At 67.6% G+C, this 17,297-nt stretch carries 12 protein-coding genes; 7 read left to right on the top strand and 5 right to left on the bottom strand.

Going from position 1 to position 17,297, the window contains the following annotated elements; translation table 11 throughout:
• Positions 1-40: 40 nt before the first annotated feature.
• On the top strand, positions 41-742 hold the full coding sequence (locus SJY26_RS14050; protein ID WP_396593626.1) for a hfsB: 702 nt from the start codon (positions 41-43) through the stop codon (positions 740-742).
• Here SJY26_RS14050 and SJY26_RS14045 read toward each other — a convergent pair.
• The 5 genes from SJY26_RS14045 to SJY26_RS14025 form a co-directional block, all read right to left on the bottom strand.
• Complete coding sequence (locus SJY26_RS14045) at positions 723-1,682, bottom strand: glycosyltransferase (RefSeq protein WP_396593625.1); 960 nt, start codon at positions 1,680-1,682, stop codon at positions 723-725. The two genes, SJY26_RS14050 and SJY26_RS14045, sit on opposite strands and share 20 nt — an antisense overlap.
• Positions 1,682-2,617, bottom strand: a complete 936-nt coding sequence (locus SJY26_RS14040; RefSeq protein WP_396593624.1) for a glycosyltransferase family 2 protein — start codon at positions 2,615-2,617, stop codon at positions 1,682-1,684. The genes SJY26_RS14045 and SJY26_RS14040 overlap by 1 nt, the downstream gene beginning before the upstream one ends.
• The gene (locus SJY26_RS14035; protein WP_396593623.1) at positions 2,614-4,062 is read right to left on the bottom strand and encodes a lipopolysaccharide biosynthesis protein; all 1,449 of its coding nucleotides are present in this window, start codon (positions 4,060-4,062) and stop codon (positions 2,614-2,616) included. The genes SJY26_RS14040 and SJY26_RS14035 overlap by 4 nt, the downstream gene beginning before the upstream one ends.
• Positions 4,062-5,609, bottom strand: coding sequence for an exopolysaccharide biosynthesis polyprenyl glycosylphosphotransferase (locus SJY26_RS14030; RefSeq protein WP_396593622.1), 1,548 nt, complete (start codon positions 5,607-5,609; stop codon positions 4,062-4,064). The genes SJY26_RS14035 and SJY26_RS14030 overlap by 1 nt, the downstream gene beginning before the upstream one ends.
• An 80-nt stretch (positions 5,610-5,689) precedes the next feature.
• Positions 5,690-7,291, bottom strand: a complete 1,602-nt coding sequence (locus tag SJY26_RS14025) for an isocitrate lyase (protein WP_396593621.1) — start codon at positions 7,289-7,291, stop codon at positions 5,690-5,692.
• Positions 7,292-7,425: 134 nt separating this feature from the next.
• On the opposite strand from SJY26_RS14025, the gene SJY26_RS14020 reads away from it, so the two are divergent.
• The 6 genes from SJY26_RS14020 (at position 7,426) to SJY26_RS13995 (ending at position 17,269) form a co-directional block, all read left to right on the top strand.
• Positions 7,426-8,829, top strand: a complete 1,404-nt coding sequence (locus tag SJY26_RS14020) for a short-chain fatty acyl-CoA regulator family protein (RefSeq protein WP_396593620.1) — start codon at positions 7,426-7,428, stop codon at positions 8,827-8,829.
• 219 nt (positions 8,830-9,048) lie between these two features.
• Positions 9,049-11,580: a TonB-dependent receptor domain-containing protein gene (locus tag SJY26_RS14015; RefSeq protein ID WP_396593619.1), complete on the top strand. Its 2,532-nt coding sequence runs from the start codon at positions 9,049-9,051 to the stop codon at positions 11,578-11,580.
• A complete protein-coding gene (locus SJY26_RS14010) occupies positions 11,513-12,376 on the top strand; it encodes a hypothetical protein (RefSeq protein WP_396593618.1) in 864 nt (287 codons plus the stop codon). Before SJY26_RS14015 ends, SJY26_RS14010 begins: the two co-directional genes overlap by 68 nt.
• Before the next feature lie 219 nt (positions 12,377-12,595).
• Entirely contained in the window at positions 12,596-14,371 is a 1,776-nt protein-coding gene (locus SJY26_RS14005; protein ID WP_396593617.1) for an N-acetylglutaminylglutamine amidotransferase, read from the top strand.
• Positions 14,361-16,130, top strand: a complete 1,770-nt coding sequence (gene ngg / locus SJY26_RS14000; RefSeq protein ID WP_396593616.1) for an N-acetylglutaminylglutamine synthetase — start codon at positions 14,361-14,363, stop codon at positions 16,128-16,130. Before SJY26_RS14005 ends, ngg begins: the two co-directional genes overlap by 11 nt.
• Positions 16,118-17,269 carry an osmoprotectant NAGGN system M42 family peptidase gene (locus tag SJY26_RS13995; RefSeq protein ID WP_396595769.1) on the top strand — a complete coding sequence of 384 codons (1,152 nt, stop codon included), beginning with the start codon at positions 16,118-16,120 and terminating at the stop codon, positions 17,267-17,269. Before ngg ends, SJY26_RS13995 begins: the two co-directional genes overlap by 13 nt.
• Positions 17,270-17,297: the final 28 nt, after the last annotated feature.

Here is a 17,297-nt window from a genome sequence, read left to right as displayed (position 1 = left end):
TGCTAGCCTCGGGACCAATGGTCAGCGCGTAGCCGATTCGATGGTCGATCTCACATCCGAAATGGCGAGCCTGTGGGCGGCGCTGGGACCGTCTCCCGCTCATCGCGGCCGGGTGATTCAGTTCGCCTGCGCCCATACCGGGGAGGGGACCTCCACCGTCGCCCGCGAGTTCGCCCGCCTCGCCGCCGTGCGGGCCAGAAAACCGGTCTGGCTGGTCGACGCCGATCTGGCCCAGCCCGGCCAGCAGGATGCCGTGGCCGCCGAGCCCGACCGGTTTGGTCGCCTCGGGCCGGCGACTGCGTCCTCCCCGAACGGGGCCGGCTTCTTCGTCGTCACGCCCCCGGTCATGGGCCGCGACCGGAAGCCGGTCGCTCCCGCCCGGCTGATGACCGCCCGCGCGTGTCTCGGGAGCCGCCTGTGGGTCACCCGCTTCCGCGCCGAGCTGCTGCGCTCGGGCCAGCGCGCCGAGGCCGTTCCGGACGCCCGCTACTGGGACGCCATGCGCCAGCATGCCGACACGGTCGTGGTCGATGCGCCTGCCGCCGACCGCAGCGATCTGGCCATCATTCTCGCCCCCTGGGTCGATGCGACCGTGCTGATCGTCGCTGCCGAGAGCACCGCGCCCAATGAACCGGTCATCCTGCGCGATGAGATCGAGGCCGTCGGAGGCCGGATCGCCGGCGTTGTGGTCAACCGCTCGACCTACCGCCCCCCTGCCTTCCTCAGGCGGTTGACGGGCTGACCGGCGTGGTCCGGTCCAGCCGGGCCAGTTCGCGCGCGCCATAGAACCGCGGCTCGAACCCCTTCATCCAGAAGACCTTGCCCAGGCCCCGGGCGGTGCGGTCCATCAGGTCGGCCCGCGACGGACGGCCGATGAGCGTCAGAGCGACGGCGGCCAATCCCCACATCCCTGTCTGGGCGAACCCGATCGCCATCCAGCGCAGGACCTCCCAGGGATGGCCCGCCTTCGCCGCGGTCTGACTGGGCCCCTGGCCATAGGCGAAGGCCCGGGCCAGCGCGTATCGCATGGTCGCCCGATGCGCCGGGGCGAACTCCTCGACCCGGGCGTCCGCTGCCCAGCCGAAGCGACCGCCGCGTGCGCGCAGGGAGGCGAACAGCAGGTCGTCCTCGCCGCCGCTCTGATCCGCGGCGGCATCGAACGGTGCCGCCCCCGGCAGGGCTGTAGCCCGCACCATCAGCGAGTTGCCGCAGCCGAAGGGATGATCAATCAGCCCGGTCTCTGCCGGACCTTCACGCCCGAAGAACCGCTCCAGATAGGGCGTCGGCCAGCCCGTGCCGTCCGGTACCCGGCCTGTGATGGGACCGAACACCACGTCGGCCCCTGTCACGGCCCGGGCCTGCAGCAGTGCGGCCAGCCATCCCGGCGACGCTGCCTCGTCATCGTCCAGAAAGGCGATCAGCGGGGCCCCGGTCATGGCCAGCGCGGCGTTGCGGGCCGTCGCCACACCGGGACGGGGCTCGTGGCGATAGATCAGCGGATACGGGCTTTCCGGTGCCAGTCGCGCCACGGTCTCCGCCGCCGTGCCCGCCGGATCATTGTCGACGACGATGATTGCATCCAGCCGTTCCGATACGCCGGTCTGGCCGAACATGGAGGCGAGCGCACGGGCGAGGCTGGCAGGCCGTCGCATCGTCGGCACGATCACCGCGACGTCCCCCATCACACCTTCTCGGCGTAGAGGGCGGCGCGATACAGCCGCAGCGAAAAGGCGCGAGTCCCGGTGGGCACCCATGAGGTCACCGCCGCCCGCTTCATCAACGGCCGCAGGCGCGCCAGCGCCGGAACCTTTTTCAGCAGCCGTGCCGCGCGGTAGCTGGGATAGGTGCGCACGATGTCGGGATGCCGCGCCACAATCCGCGCAAAATTGTCTGCCGACTGTTCATATTTTCCAGCAAGCGCCTCGACCGTGTCCAGGCCCATATGGGTCGCCGGATTGTCGACATGGACGACGCGGAACCGACGCGAGACCCGCATCGCCCACTCCACATCCTCCCAGCCCCAACCCGTAAAGGTCCCGTCGAAGGCCTCGGCCTCGAACACATCGCGTCGCACAAGGAGGTTGGAGGTGTAGACGTATTTCTCCGGCGTCCGCGCGCGCTCGCCATAGGGCACGCACTCGCCCCGCGTCGCCATGGCCCGGTGCACGGAGTACTGTGCATCTGTCGGGGCCTGCAGCAGCGAAAAGCCCCCGAAGGCCACCGCCGGATCCTCGCGCGCGACCAGATCGGCCCAGGTCCATAGAAACCGGCGATGGTCCGGCCGCATGTCGCTGTCCAGAAACAGCCAGGATCCGCCACGGGCGGCGGCGGCCAGACGATTGCGACCGCGCGACCGCCCCTCGTTGCGGTTCAGGCTGATGAGGCGGGCCGGAAGCGTCATGGCGCGGATCCGGGCCTGCACGCCGGCCGTTAGATCGGCATCGTTTGTACCATCGTCCAGGACGACGACCTCGACCGCGCTTTCAAGGGCCCCGGCCTCCTCGTCCAGCAACTGGAGCAGGTCGCAAGGATCGTCCCGAAAAAATGGGATCAGGACCGACATGGCGGGTCTGGCCTGTCGTCGGGCGGCATTGTCTGTGAGCACGGCCCGGTTCATGCGGTCATCCTCGAGGCCGCACGACGTCCGTGAAGACTCCGGGCCAGATCGCGAACCCCTGCCGCGTTCAGCACCAGGGCAGCGGCCGCATAGACAATCGCTCCCAGCCCCGCCTTCAGCATCACCTCGACGAAACCGCCGGGCGTCGGCAGTGTGATGACCACGATGGCCATCAGGGCGCTCGCCGCGCCGCATCGGATCAGGGTTTCCCAGGGCAGCGGCATGGCCACGATCGGGCGACTCATGACGATGGACGCCACCACGCCAATGGCTAAGCTGGCCGTGGTCGCGATGGCAGCTCCCGGGACCCCCATCGCGGGAACCAGAACGAGGTTCAGCGCCACGTTCGCCCCCGCCGGAATGCACAGGGTCAGCACGAGCCTGTCGGTCCGCTTGCCCAGGACGAATGACTGATTGAGGTAGTACACGGTGACCCCTGACAGCAGGGCGGACAAGGCGATCCACGGCGTCACCGAGGTAGCTACGGCTCGCAGGTCCTCACCGATCATAAACTCCGCCAGCGGACGGGCGACCAGGGCCACTCCAATGGCGGCGGGAAGGCCGATCAGGATGAAGGTCGAGGCCTGTTCGTGGGCTGCAGCGCGGAAGGCCTCCTTGCTGCCCCGCTCCCAGGCCATGATCAGGGCCGGCGTGCCAGCCGCCCCCAGCCAGATGAACAGCACGTCCAGCGTCCGGCTCGCGAGGCTGTAGCCGGCGTGATAGGCCCCGACAGCGGCCGGCCCCAGGAAGATCTCCAGCAGAAGTCGATCGGTCGAGGCCATGATCAACCACAGGCCAAGGCCGGCCGCGATCGGATAGCCGTATCGGGCATAGGTCGACATCCGGGCCCGGTAGTGGACCCCGCCGCGCGCCTGATTCAGCTCTCCCGGCAGAACGAAAGGAAGGGTCAGCAGCGGGGCGACGCCGATGCCGATCAGGGGGGACGCGGCACCCAGCCCGCCGACAGCGCAGCCTACGCCGATCAGGAACCCTCCCAGCGAAACGGCGATGTCCATGCTGGCGGATCGGCCAACCTCGCCCGCGGCGCGGTAGCGCTCCTGGACCAGTTTGGCGAAACAGCGGATCGGGATGCCCGCCAGCCCGGCGGCAATCGCGGCCTTCAGGTCCGTCGCGACCGGCGTGATCCACAGAAGGAGCGCGGCGGGCAACAGGCCAAGCGCCGTGATCAGGGCGGCGCTGCGGTACAGGGTGGTGAAATGGTCGGCCAGCCCCTGTCCCCGCTCGGCGGCCCAGAAGCGCGCCATGGCCGCCTCCAGCCAGCTGAAGGTGGCCACATGCACGAAAGTCATGATCGAGAAGGCCAGGGCGTACCGGCCGAACTCCTCAGCCGACAACAACCGGGTGAAGACCACGATGGATCCGAACCCCACCACACCCTGGATGATGTTGGCGGGCAGATAGCCCCAGACCCCGCGCCAGAACATCAGCGTATAGCCGCCCGGTCTCCCAGCAGAACCGGCACGGTCACCGCCATGATCCACAGATCCAGCCACAGCGACTGCCGCTCGATGTACTCGACGTCGAGCCGGACGCGTCGACGCACATCCTCCGCACTGTGCAGGGGGCCACGGGAGCCCTTGATCGCCGCCCAGCCCGTCATGCCCGGCTTCATCCTGTGACGGTGGGCGTATTCAGCGACCAGCAGCGCGCTTTCGGTCTCGCCTGTCTTCATCCCGATGGCATGGGGTCGCGGGCCGACCAGGGACATCTCGCCCTTCAGGACGTTAAACAGTTGGGGCAGTTCGTCCAGGCTGGTGGACCGGATGATGCGCCCGACGCGGGTGACCCGGTCGTCGTCGCTGGTCACCTGGCGGCTGGCTGTGGCATCGGCGGCCTCCTGTCGCATCGACCGGAATTTCCACACCACGATTTCCTCCTGGTTGAAGCCGTGGCGGCGCTGGCGGAAGAAGATGGGCCCGGGGCTGTCGAGCCGGATGGCCAGCGCTGTCAGAAGGATCACGGGCGAGAGCAGAACAAGGGCAAGACCGCCCACCACCAGATCCTGCACTCGCTTGGTGAAGGCCCGTCGGTCCGGATCGACGGGCCCGCCGATGATCGCCAGCGGAGCCCGGGCAAGCCGGTTCAGGTCCATGCCGCGCTCGCTGTCGTTCACGGGATCGATCAGCAAAGTGACCTCGTTCGGCAGGGTTGACAGACGCGCTGACAACTCCCGAACCCGTCGTTCGGCTTTGGGATCAATCGCCAGGACAATGCGGTCGACATAGGGCGTCATGCGGTGGGTCATCAGGGCCGCTGCATCGCCGAGTACCGGCACGCCCGCCAAGGCGTTGGGTGAGCGGGCGAGTCTGTCGTCGAAGACCCCCAGAACATTGATGTCACGACGCTGCAGGGCACCGTGGATCAAGGCCTCTGCGTTTCGGGTGGCCCCGACCAGGACGATGTTCGGTGTCAGTCTGCCCTCGCGCCGCCAGTCATCCACACGCGCGCTCCAGACCATGTGCATGAGGCTCAGGATGCTGGCGACCAGTCCGGCCCACACGAGGCAGGTTCTCGCGGTCGCGCCGCCGGACAGGAGAATGTCGATCCCGAGCGCGACCACCCCGCCCAAGCCGGCTATGCTGGCCATCACCGCCATCGGGCCCGCGGTGCCCCGGTCGCCGGGGAAACGGTACAGTCCGAGCGACGGGATCAGGGCGAGGACGACCACGGCACCTGCAACGAGTGGGAGTGCCGCGGACAGGGGGGCGGTCAGCAGGCCGCCGGGCCATCCGAGAGACGCGGCCAGTATGGTCAGGAGGGTGACCGCAGCAACGTCCGCGCTTCGGAACCAGTGAACCGATATTCGTGCCGCATGGCGCTGGCGGGCATTGACCCAGACCTCGGGCCGGAAGGGGCCCCGGGGCACGGCACCATCCACGGGCGCGGCCCGGCCCGGCTTGGGGACCCGTGCCCGGGGCAAGGTCCGGGCGTCGGCCTGCTCGAGGCGATCAAGATCCAGAGCGTTCGTCATGGCCCCATGGTGCACGGGGGCCATGGATACCGCGTTAACGGGTGCCGGCAACCTGTGTCAGAGTCACCGGACAAGGCCTGTCAGGCGGCCTCGCCGAACTGGTTCATCGTATTGTGGGCCCCGCCCGCCTTCAGGGCGGCCTCGCCGGCGAAATACTCCTTGTGATCGTCGCCGATGTCCGAGCCGGACATGTTCTGGTGTTTCACGCAGGCGATGCCCTGGCGGATCTCCTCGCGCTGGACGTTCTTGACGTAGCCCAGCATGCCCTCGCGGCCGAAGTATTCGCGGGCCAGGTTGTCGGTCGACAGGGCGGCGGTGTGATAGGTCGGCAGGGTGATGAGGTGGTGGAAGATGCCCGCCCGCTTCGCCCCGTCGGCCTGGAAGGTGCGAATGCGTTCGTCCGCCTCATCGGCCAGCTCGGTGCCGTCATAGTCGACGCTCATCAACCGGGCCCGGTCGTAGGCGGAGACGTCGCGTCCCCCGGCCGACCAGGCGTCGAACACCTGCTGGCGGAAGTTCAGGGTCCAGTTGAAGGAGGGCGAGTTGTTGTAGACCAGCTTGGCGTCGGGAACGACGGCGCGGATGCGGTCCATCATGCCCGCGATCTGCTCGACGTGGGGCTTTTCGGTCTCGATCCACAGCAGGTCGGCCCCGTTCTGGAGGCTGGAGATGCTGTCCAGCACGCAGCGGTCCTCGCCGGTGCCGGGGCGGAACTGGAACAGGTTGGACGGCAGGCGTTTCGGGCGCAGCAGCTTGCCGTCCCGGTTCAGGATAACGTCACCGTTCTGCAGATCGCCGGGCGCGATTTCCTCACAGTCGAGGAAGCTGTTGTACTGGTCGCCGAGGTCGCCCGGCGAGGTCGAGACGGCGATCTGCTTGGTCAGGCCGGCCCCGAGGCTGTCGGTGCGGGTGACGATGACGCCGTCGTCGACCCCCAGTTCGAGGAAGGCGTAGCGGCAGGCGCGGACCTTGGCCAGGAAGTCCTCATGCGGGACCGTGACCTTACCGTCCTGATGGCCGCACTGCTTTTCGTCGGAGACCTGGTTCTCGATCTGCAGGGCGCAGGCCCCGGCCTCGATCATCTTCTTGGCCAGCAGATAGGTCGCCTCGGCATTGCCGAAGCCCGCGTCGATGTCGGCGATGATCGGCACGACGTGGGTCTGGTAGTTGTCCACCGCATGGATCAACTGTTGTTCACGCAGGGTATCGCCGGCGGCGCGGGCCGCGTCGATGTCGCGGTAAAGACCGCCCAGTTCGCGGGCGTCGGCCTGGCGCAGGAAGGTGTAGAGCTCCTCGATCAGGGCGGGGACCGAGGTCTTCTCGTGCATTGACTGGTCGGGCAGGGGGCCGAACTCGCTGCGCAGGGCGGCGATCATCCAGCCGGACAGGTAGAGGTAGCGACGCTCGGTCGAGCCGAAATGCTTCTTGATCGAGATCATCTTCTGCTGGCCGATGAAGCCGTGCCAGCAGCCCAGCGACTGGGTGTATTTGGACGGGTCGGCGTCATAGGCGGCCATGTCCCGGCGCATGATGGCGGCGGTGTAGCGGGCGATGTCGAGGCCGGTGCGGAACCGGTTCTGGAGGCGCATGCGGGCGACGGCCTCGGCGCTGATGCCGCTCCAGGGTGCGGCCTTGCTTTCGATCAGGCCGGTGATCTCTTGAATCTGCTTCTGGTATGACATCGGAAATCCTCGACGGGGGAGTTGTCATGACCCGGGTAAACTTGCAGGACGCCGCTGCGAAGCGGGCCCGAGGTCGAGTTGTCAAACCTTACAGAAATCTGGTGTAAGGATGTAAGGACAGTGGAGACCACCCCATGTTGCCGCCGCGCCGTCTGTTTGTGGGACCGTCCCTGAGGCGGATCCGGAGGGATCTGGGCCTGACCCAGGCCGATATGGCGGCTGATCTGGAGATTTCCGCGTCGTACATCGCCCTGCTGGAGCGGAACCACCGGCCACTGACGGCCGATGTCCTGCTGCGGCTGGCGCAGACGTACAAGATCGACATGGCGGCGCTGGCGCGGTCGGACGGGTCGGAGATCACGGCCCGGCTGCAGGCGGTGCTGAAGGACCCGATGTTCTCGGACATCGACCTGCCGCCGCTGGAGAATGCCGACCTTGCGGCCAACTTCCCCGGCGTGACCGAGGCCCTGCTGCGGCTGCACACGGCCTGGCAGGAGGAGCATCTGGCCCTGGCGGACCGCAGCGCCGAAGTGCTGGACGGGGAGGCGGGTGCCCCCGATCCGGTGGCCGAATCCCGGCGGTTCCTGGCCGCCCGGCGCAACAGTTTCCCGTCCCTGGACGACCAGGCGGAGCAGATCGCCCGGGCGATCACCACCGCCGGGGGGGCGGAGCGGCATCTGCTGGACCATCACGGCCTGACCGTGCGCCGCCTGCCGCCCGACGTCATGGTCGGCTCGGTGCGCCGTCTGGACCTGCACCGCAAACAGCTGCTGCTGGACGACACGCTCGACGCTGCCAGCCGCCAGTTCCAGATGGCCCAGCAGATCGCCCATCTGGAGATGGGCGAGAGCATCGCCGCCGTCTGCGCCACGGGCGTGTTCGAGACCGTGAGCGGGGAGCGGCTGACCCACCGGGCGCTGGCCAGCTATGCGGCGGCGGCCATTGTCATGCCCTATGGCCCCTTCGCCCGGGCGGTGGAGGCCCGGCGCTATGACATCGAGGCCCTGTCGCGTCAGTTCGGCACCAGTTTCGAACAGACCGCCCACCGGCTGACCACATTGCAGAAGCCGGGGCAGGAGCGGGTGCCCTTCTTCTTCATCCGCGTCGATCCGGCCGGAAACGTCTCCAAGCGCCTGGACGGGGCCGGGTTTCCGTTCGCCCGCCACGGCGGTGGCTGTCCACTGTGGTCGGTGCATCATGCGTTCCGCACGCCGCGCGAGATCGTCACCCAGTGGCTGGAGCTGCCGGACGGCCAGCGCTTCTTCTCCATCGCCCGGACGGTCACGGCGGGCGGCGGCGGCTTCGGGGCGCAGCGGGTCGAGCGGGCCATCGCCCTGGGCTGCGCGGCCGAACACGCCGGCAAGCTGATCTATGTGCAGAACGACGCCGTCCCTCCGGCCCCCACGCCCATCGGGGTGACCTGCCGCCTGTGCCACCGCACCGAATGCCCCGCCCGGTCAGCCCCGCCGATCGGCCGCCAGATCCTGCCGGATGACATCCGCAGGACCTCGGCGCCGTTCGGGTTTGCCAACGGTTAGGCCGCGGTGAACGAGCGACCGGCGACGACCTGCCGCATGCGGTCGCCTGAAGCCCAGTGTGAGTGGACGAGCGCCGGGCGAGGCAAGCGTTGCCACATATTTGTCGCGCGGCTGTAGCGACGGCGTCGAAGACGCTCCCTATCGGGGCCCGCTGCGAGCCCCGCTTTCCCGGGTCGCTCGATCTCGGCGCCTGTTGCGCCTGGCCTGGAGTAAAAGACGATGACCAACAGCCGGCGAACCTTCTGGGGAACCACCGCCCTTCTCACCTCGATGGCTGCGGCCAGCATGGCCTTCGCCCAGGAGACCACGGGCGGCATCCGCGGCCAGATCGTCGACCCCGCCGGCCAGCCGCTCGCGGGTGCCACGGTGGTCGTGGTCCACGCCCCGACCAACACCGCGTCGACCACGCTGACGAGCGAGGACGGGACCTACACGCTCCGGAACCTGCGCGTCGGCGGTCCCTATGTGGTGACCGTCTCCTCGGCCGCCTATCCCGCCCAGAGAACCGAGCTGGATGGCATCGGAATCGGCAGCCCCGCGAACCTCGACATTGTCGTGACCGCCGGCGAGGCGATCGGCGAGACCGACCTCGACGACATCATCGTGACCGGCTCGGCCGGTGGCCGTCGGACCACCAGCCCGCGGTCAACCTTCAACACCGACGACATCGAGACCCTGCCGACCATCGCCCGCGACATCCGCGATTTCGTGCGCACCTCGCCCTTCGCCACCACCGATGCGGCCAGCAGTGACGCCCTGTCGATCGGTGGGCAGAGCAACCGGGCCAACGCCTTCCTCGTCGACGGCATCCGTCAGGGCGACGACTTCGGCCTCAATGCCAACGGCTTCCCGACCCAGCGTTCGCCGATCTCCATCTCGACGCTCGAAGCTGTCAGCGTCGATGTCGCGCCTTACGACGTCCAGTACGGCAGCTTCACGGGCGGCGTGGTCAACTCCGTGACCAAGTCCGGGGGCAATGATTTCTCCGGCGAAGTCTTCTACGAGACGACCAACCAGGACCTGCGGGGGACGACCTTCGGCTACGACGACTTCCAGACCGGCAACCGTCGCGATGTCGACATCTCCGGGACCGAGTTCGAGGAAACGACCTGGGGCGCGACGATCAGCGGGCCGATCCTTCAGGACCGGCTGTTCTTCCTGTTCAACTATGAGAAGTTCGAATCGAGCGAGCCCGTCCTGACGGGTGCTCAAGGGTCCGGTTCCGTCAACGAAGTCCGCGGCATCACCCAGGCTGACGCCGACGCGGTCCGTCAGATCAGCGAGGACGTGTACGGCTTCGACCCTCTCGACTGGCGCGCCGATGAGCTGCTGGTCGAGGACGAGAAATATTTCGTCAAGCTGGACTGGAACATTAGCGACCGCCACCGCGCGGCCGTGTCCTACCAGCAGACCGAGGGCGGCGACCTGCGTCTGAGCGGGTCCAGCACCAGCGGCACCTTCCCCAGCCTCGGCCTGCTCTCCCAGGCCTATGTGCTGGAATCCAACCTCAAGACCTACAAGGCGCAGATCTTCTCGGACTGGAGCGACCGGTTCTCGACCGAGCTGTCGGTGTCGCGCAAGGAGGTCGAGAACATCTCGTCCCCGCTGGGCGGAAGCGACTTCGCCGCCTTCCAGGTCTTCCTTGATAATCCCTCGGGCCCGGCCCCGCGTCGCTCGATCCGCTTCGGTCCCGAGCGTTCGCGTCACGCCAACGTCCTGACCAACGACAACGACCAGTTCCGTATCCTCGGTCGCTATCTGGCCGACGGAGGCCACGCCTTCACCTTCGGCTACGAGCGTGAAAAGCTGGACGTCTTCAACCTGTTCGTCCAGTTCGCAAACGGCGAGTACGAGTTCGCCTCGCTCGAGGACTTCCGCAACGGCCGGGCGTCCTCCATCGGCTACCAGAGCGCCGCCAGCAACGACAAGACCGACGCCGGCGCGGCCTTCAGCTATGCGATCAACACCCTGTTCGCCCAGGATGAGTGGGAGGTCACGCCGAACCTGACCGTCAACCTCGGCTTCCGCTACGACTGGTACGACGCCGAGGAGCGGCCGCTGGCCAACCCTGCGTTCGAGCAGACCTACGGCTTCCGCAGCAATTCGAACGTCGACGGCATCTCGACCCTGCAGCCGCGCTTCGGCTTCAACTGGCAGGCCACGGACAGTCTGTCGATCTACGGCGGCATCGGTCGCTTCCAGGGCGGTCAGCCCAATGTCTGGATCTCCAACAACTACACGAACACCGGCAACCTTGTGGGTCTGTTCCAGTGCCGTCGGGCCGGCTTCACGGGTCAGTTCGCATCGAGCTTCCCGGTGTGTTCGGCCGAGGAACTGGCTGCGCTGGACAACGTGGACGGCTTCAACGTCGCACCCATCGCGCAGGCGCGGGTCACCACCAGCGCCACCCGGGGCACGGGCACGATCAACATCATCGACCCGACCTTCAAGACGCCCAGTGTCTGGAAAACCTCGCTGGGGGCCACCAAGGACCTCGACTTCTCGCGTTGGGGTCTGGATGAGGGATGGACGGTCCGGGCAGAGTACGTCCACACCGAGGTCGACAGCGGCATCGGCTGGGTCGACCTGAACTACGAGCGTCAGCGTACCGCCGACGCGCCCGACGGCCGGCCGACCTTCTTCGGCATCCCGGCGACGGGCTCGCCCAGCCAGAACCGTCCTGATGCTGACCAACTTCGACGGCGGCACAACCGACCAGTTCGCCGTGTCCCTCGACAAGGCATGGTATGACGGCTGGGCTCAAGGCCTCGGCTTCAACCTGTCCTACACCTATACCGATGCGACGGAGCAAAACCCCGGCACCTCGTCGGTCGCCCTGTCCAACTTCAACGGCGTGGTCACTTCGGATCCGAACAATCCGGCGGTCGCCCGCTCCAACTATGCCTTCGACAACGTCTTCAAGCTGAACCTGACCTATGACCGGGCCTTCTTCGGCGACTACCGGACGCGCGTGAACCTGTTCGCCCAGCATCGGTCGGGCCGCAGGTTTAGCTATGCCTTCGCCCAGTCGGCCGCGACCCTGTTCGGCGAGAACGTCACCAGCCAGCGCCAGCTGTTCTACGTGCCCCGGACCGACGGATCGGGCCAGGTGACCCGGACCAGCGACCCGATCGTCACCTATGCGGCCGCCTTCGATCTGGCCGCCTTCAACAGCTACCTCGAGCGGACGGGACTGATCGATCACGCGGGCCAGATCGCCCCGCGCAACGGGTTCGAATCGCCCGACTTCACCACGGTCGATCTCTACATCGAGCAGGAACTGCCGGCCTTCTTCCCCGGTGGTGCGCGCCTTGCGCTCTACGGAACGGTCGAGAACATCGGCAACCTGATCAACGACGAGTGGGGCGTGCTGCAACAGATCGGTGGCAGCTCGACCGATGTCGTGGCGGTCAACTGTCAGGTCACGAGCTGCGTGGCCGGACGCGGCAACTTCTACCAGTACAACTCCCTGTCCCAGGACACCGCCGGTTCGTTCAGCGGAGCGTCGGTCTGGCAGGCCAAGTTCGGTGTGAAGTACCGCTTCTAGGTTTCGTCCGGATCCATCGAGGAAGGGCGGCCCGACCGGGCCGCCCTTTTTCGTTCCGGCACCGTCATCGGGAGAGACGGCTGACCGGTCCCGGAAACGATCGGGATGGTCCAGCCCCGGTCATGGGGCCCGGATTGCGAGGGCCGGTCGATCGTCCGGATGAACCCTTTCGGACCTTGGCCGTTTCCACACGCTGCTTCCACAATTCACGGAGGGCCCATGTGCGGTCTGAGCGGCGAGATCAATTTCGACGGACGACCGGCCGATGCCGGGGCCGTTCAACGCATGACCGATGCGCTCTCGCCCCGGGGACCAGACGGGTCCGGTATCGTGATGCGCGGCCCGGTGGGGCTGGGCCATCGCCGGCTGAAGATCATCGACCTTTCGGAAGCGGCGCAGCAGCCGATGGTCGACGCCGACCTGGGCATCACCCTCGCGTTCAATGGCTGCATCTATAACTATCCCGAGCTCCGCGCGGAGCTGGAGGGGATGGGGTTCCGCTTCTTCTCGCACGGCGACACCGAGGTCATCATCAAGGCCTGGAAGGCTTGGGGCGAGGGCTGCGTCGATCGCTTCAAGGGCATGTTCGCCTTCGTCCTGCATGAGCGGGACAGCGGCCGGGTCGTGATCGCCCGCGACCGGTTCGGCATCAAGCCGCTGTATCTGGCCGAACAGGGCAAGCGGCTGCGGTTCGCCTCGACCCTGCCGGCTTTGCTGGCGGCGGGGGATGTGGACCGGTCGATCGATCCGGTCGGTCTGCACCACTATATGACCTTCCACGCTGTGGTGCCGCCGCCGCACACGATCCTGAAGGGCGTGAAGAAGTTCCCGCCGGCGACGATCCGGGTGATCGAGGCGGACGGAACGGCGAAGGACCGGCTGTACTGGCAGCCCGACATGACGCGGCATGCCGAGGACGCCGGCCTGACGGCCGAGGACTGGCGCGACCGGGTGCTGGACAGCCTGCGCGAGGCGGTGAAGCGGCGCATGGTGGCCGATGTGCCCGTGGGGGTGCTGTTGTCCGGCGGCGTGGACTCCAGCCTGATCGTCGGCCTGCTGGCCGAACTGGGCCAGAAAGAGCTGATGACCTTCTCGGTCGGCTTCGAGGAAGCCAATGGCGAGAAGGGGGACGAGTTCGTCTATTCGGACCTGATTGCGAAACACTACGGGACCAAGCACCACCAGATCTTCGTGCCGCATCAGCGGCTGATGGAGGCCCTGCCGGGGACCATCGGGGCGATGTCGGAGCCGATGGTCAGTTACGACAATGTCGGCTTCTATCTGTTGAGCGAGGAGGTCGCCAAGCACATCAAGGTGGTGCAGTCGGGGCAGGGGGCGGACGAGGTGTTCGCCGGCTACCACTGGTACCCGCCGATGGTCGACACGAACGATCCGGTCGAGACCTATGCCAAGGCCTTCTTCGACCGCAGCCATGCGACGCTGAAGACCCAGCTGAACGGCGCATACATGGCCGACACCGATGTCAGCCGGGCGCTGGTCGAGGCGCATTTCGCGCAAGGACGGGCGGCGACGCCGGTGGATCAGGCGCTGCGTCTGGACAGCCAGGTGATGCTGGTCGACGACCCGGTGAAGCGGGTCGACAACATGACCATGGCCTGGGGGCTGGAGGCCCGGGTGCCGTTCCTCGACCATGAGCTGGTCGAACTGGCCGGCCGGATTCCGCCGGAGCACAAGCTGGCCCAAGGCGGAAAGGGCGTGCTGAAGGAGGCGGCGCGTCTGGTGATCCCGTCGGAGGTGATCGACCGCAAGAAGGGCTATTTCCCGGTGCCGGCCCTGAAATACATCCAGGGGCCCTATCTGGAGATGGTGCGCGAAGCCCTGACCAACTCGGCGGCGCGCGATCGCGGGCTGTTCGAAAGGGGCTATCTGGACACCCTGTTCGCCAATCCCACCGAACACATCACGCCACTGCGCGGTTCGGAGCTGTGGCAGGTGGCCGTGCTCGAGATGTGGATGCAGCACCATGGCGTCTGACGTCCGGCCGGAGCGGTCCAAGGCCCACCGGCTGAAGCGGCTGCGGCACGAGGGGCTGAAGCCGCCGGTGCGGACGGGGGAGGGGCCGCGACCCGACGCCGTGCTGGACTGCGGCTGGGGGCGGCTGTTGTTCGCCCAGACCTTCGCCACGGCCGAGCCGCTGGTCGAGGCCCTGCGCGCCGAAGGGCCGGACCGGCGCGACATCGCATTCTATGTCCGCAATCCGCACGTCCTGCTGGCCCAGGCCCCGCAGGAGCTGTTTCTCGATCCATCGCACACCTACCGGCTGGAACTGGCCACCTATCGCGCCAGCCGTCGCCAGCCGAGGGGGTTCACCGTGCGTCGGATGACCTCGGAGATGGATGCCGAGGCGGTCAATGACATCTATGCCCGGCGCCGGATGGTTCCGGTCCCGCCGGACTTCTTCTGGTCCCACCGCGACGACCGGGCCATCACCTACTTCGTCGCCGAGGACACGACCACGGGCGCGGTGATCGGCACGGTCACGGGCGTCAACCACGCGCGGGCCTTCGACGATCCCGAATGTGGCTCATCGCTGTGGTGTCTGGCGGTCGATCCGCAGGCGACCCAGCCGGGGGTGGGGGAGGCGCTGGTGCGGCGTCTGGCCGAGCATTTCAAGACCCAGGGGCTGGCCTACATGGATCTGTCGGTGATGCACGACAACGACCATGCCATCGCCCTGTATGAGAAGCTGGGCTTTCGCCGGGTGTCCTTCTTCGGGGTCAAGCGCAAGAATCCGATCAATGAGGCGCTGTTCGTCGGACCCACCGACGATCACGACCTGAACCCCTATGCCCGGATCATCGTCAACGAGGCGCGGCGGCGGGGCATCCACACCGAGATTGTCGACGCCGAGGGCGGGCTGTTCCGTCTGAACTGGGGCGGGCGGACGGTGCGGTGCCGCGAGAGCCTGTCGGAACTGACCTCGGCGGTGGCGCTGAGCATCTGCGACGACAAGCGGATGACCCGGCAAATCGTGGAGGCGGCGGGGGTCCGGGTGCCAGAGCGGATCGATCCGGACGATCCACAGGCCATCGACGAGGCGCTGGAGCGGTTCGGGGCCCTCGTGGTCAAGCCGGCGCGGGGTGAACAGGGACAGGGTGTGGCGGTCGGTCTGAAGACCATGGGCGAGGTGCAGGCCGCTCTGGTCCGGGCGCGCCGGATCTGTTCCGAGGTGCTGATCGAGGAACAGGTGCAGGGCGAGGATCTGCGGCTGGTGGTGATCGACTACAAGGTCGTGGCCTGCGCCCTGCGGCGCCCGCCGCGCGTGGTCGGGGATGGCCGGTCTAGTCTGCGCGCCCTGATCGAACACCAGAGCCGCCGTCGCGCCGCGGCGACCGGCGGGGAGTCGACCATCCCGGTCGATGACGAGACCGAACGGACCCTGGCCGAGGCCGGCTATCGGCTTGACGACGTGGCCCCGGAGGGGGCCGAGGTGCTGGTGCGCAAGGCGGCCAACCTGCATCTGGGCGGGACCATCCACGACGTGACGGACGAGGTGCATCCGGCCCTGATCCGCGCCGCCATCGCCGCCGCCCGCGCCATCGACATCCCGGTCACCGGGATCGACCTGATGGTGAGGTCGCCGCGCGAGGCCGACTACGCCTTCATCGAGGCCAATGAGCGCCCTGGCCTCGCCAATCACGAACCGCAGCCGACCGCCGAGCGGTTCATCGACCTGCTGTTCCCCCTGTCCGCCCCGACCTCGGCGCGCACAGCGCCGCGATCCGAAGCCTGAAGGAGGCCCCCCTGGCCCGACCCGAGATCGACCTCGACTATCTGAAGGCCCGACTGGCCGATTTGCTGAAGACGCCCAGCCCGGCGGGTTACACCGATGAAGCCGTCTGGCTGCTGTGCCGTGAGCTGGAGCGTCTCGGACTCGACTACGAGCTGACCCGGCGCGGGGCGATCCGGGCCCGGCTGCCCGGACGCTCGCCCACGCCGGCCCGGGCGATCGTCGCCCACGTCGACACGCTGGGAGCCCAGGTCAAACAGGTGAAGCCCAACGGGCGGCTGGAACTGGTGGCCATCGGTCACTGGTCGTCGCGGTTCGCGGAAGGGGCGCGGGCGACGGTGTTTTCCGAGGGCGGGGCGTGGCGCGGGACGATCCTGCCGCTGAAGGCCTCGGGTCACACCTTCAATGAGGAGGTGGACACCCAGCCGGTCAATTGGCGTCAGGTCGAGCTGCGGATCGATGCGGTGACGCATGGCCCCGAGGACACTCGGGCGCTGGGTATCGACATCGGCGACATCGTGGCCATCGACCCCCAGCCGGAGTTCATGGACACGGGGTTCATCGTCTCGCGTCACCTCGACGACAAGGCGGGGGTGGCGACACTTCTGGCCGCGCTGGAGTGCCTGATCCGCGAGGAACGGACGCCGACGGTCGACACCTGGTGGCTGTTCACCATCGCCGAGGAGGTCGGGCTGGGGGCGTCCTCGGTTCTGGTGCCGGATGTGGCGGCGATGGTCACGGTCGACAACGGCACCACGGCCCCGGGACAGAATTCGTCGGAATTCGGCGTCACCATCGCCATGGCCGACCAGACCGGCCCGTTCGACTGGCACCTGACGCGCAAGCTGGTCCAGCTGGCCCGCGACCACGACATTCCGCACCAGAAGGACGTGTTCCGCTACTACCGCTCGGACTCGGCCTCTGCCCTGGAATCCGGGGCCGACATTCGCACCGCCCTGCTGACCTTCGGGATCGACGCCAGTCACGGCTATGAACGCATCCATGAGAGCGCGCTGGTCGATCTGGCGCGGCTGCTGGTCGCCTATGCGGAGAGCGAGGTGGAGATCACCCGGGACGCCCGGCCGGTCAGCGGTCTCAAGGGGTTCACGCACCAGCCGCTGGATCCCGGCGTGCAGGACTGACGGGCGCTGGATCCGGCCGGATCGGGGT

Origin of the sequence: Brevundimonas sp. R86498, assembly GCF_044598075.1 — a bacterium.
Lineage (GTDB): Bacteria > Pseudomonadota > Alphaproteobacteria > Caulobacterales > Caulobacteraceae > Brevundimonas.
The sequence above is the reverse complement of the archived record's forward strand: the minus strand, read 5'-3'. Positions and strand labels throughout refer to the sequence as shown.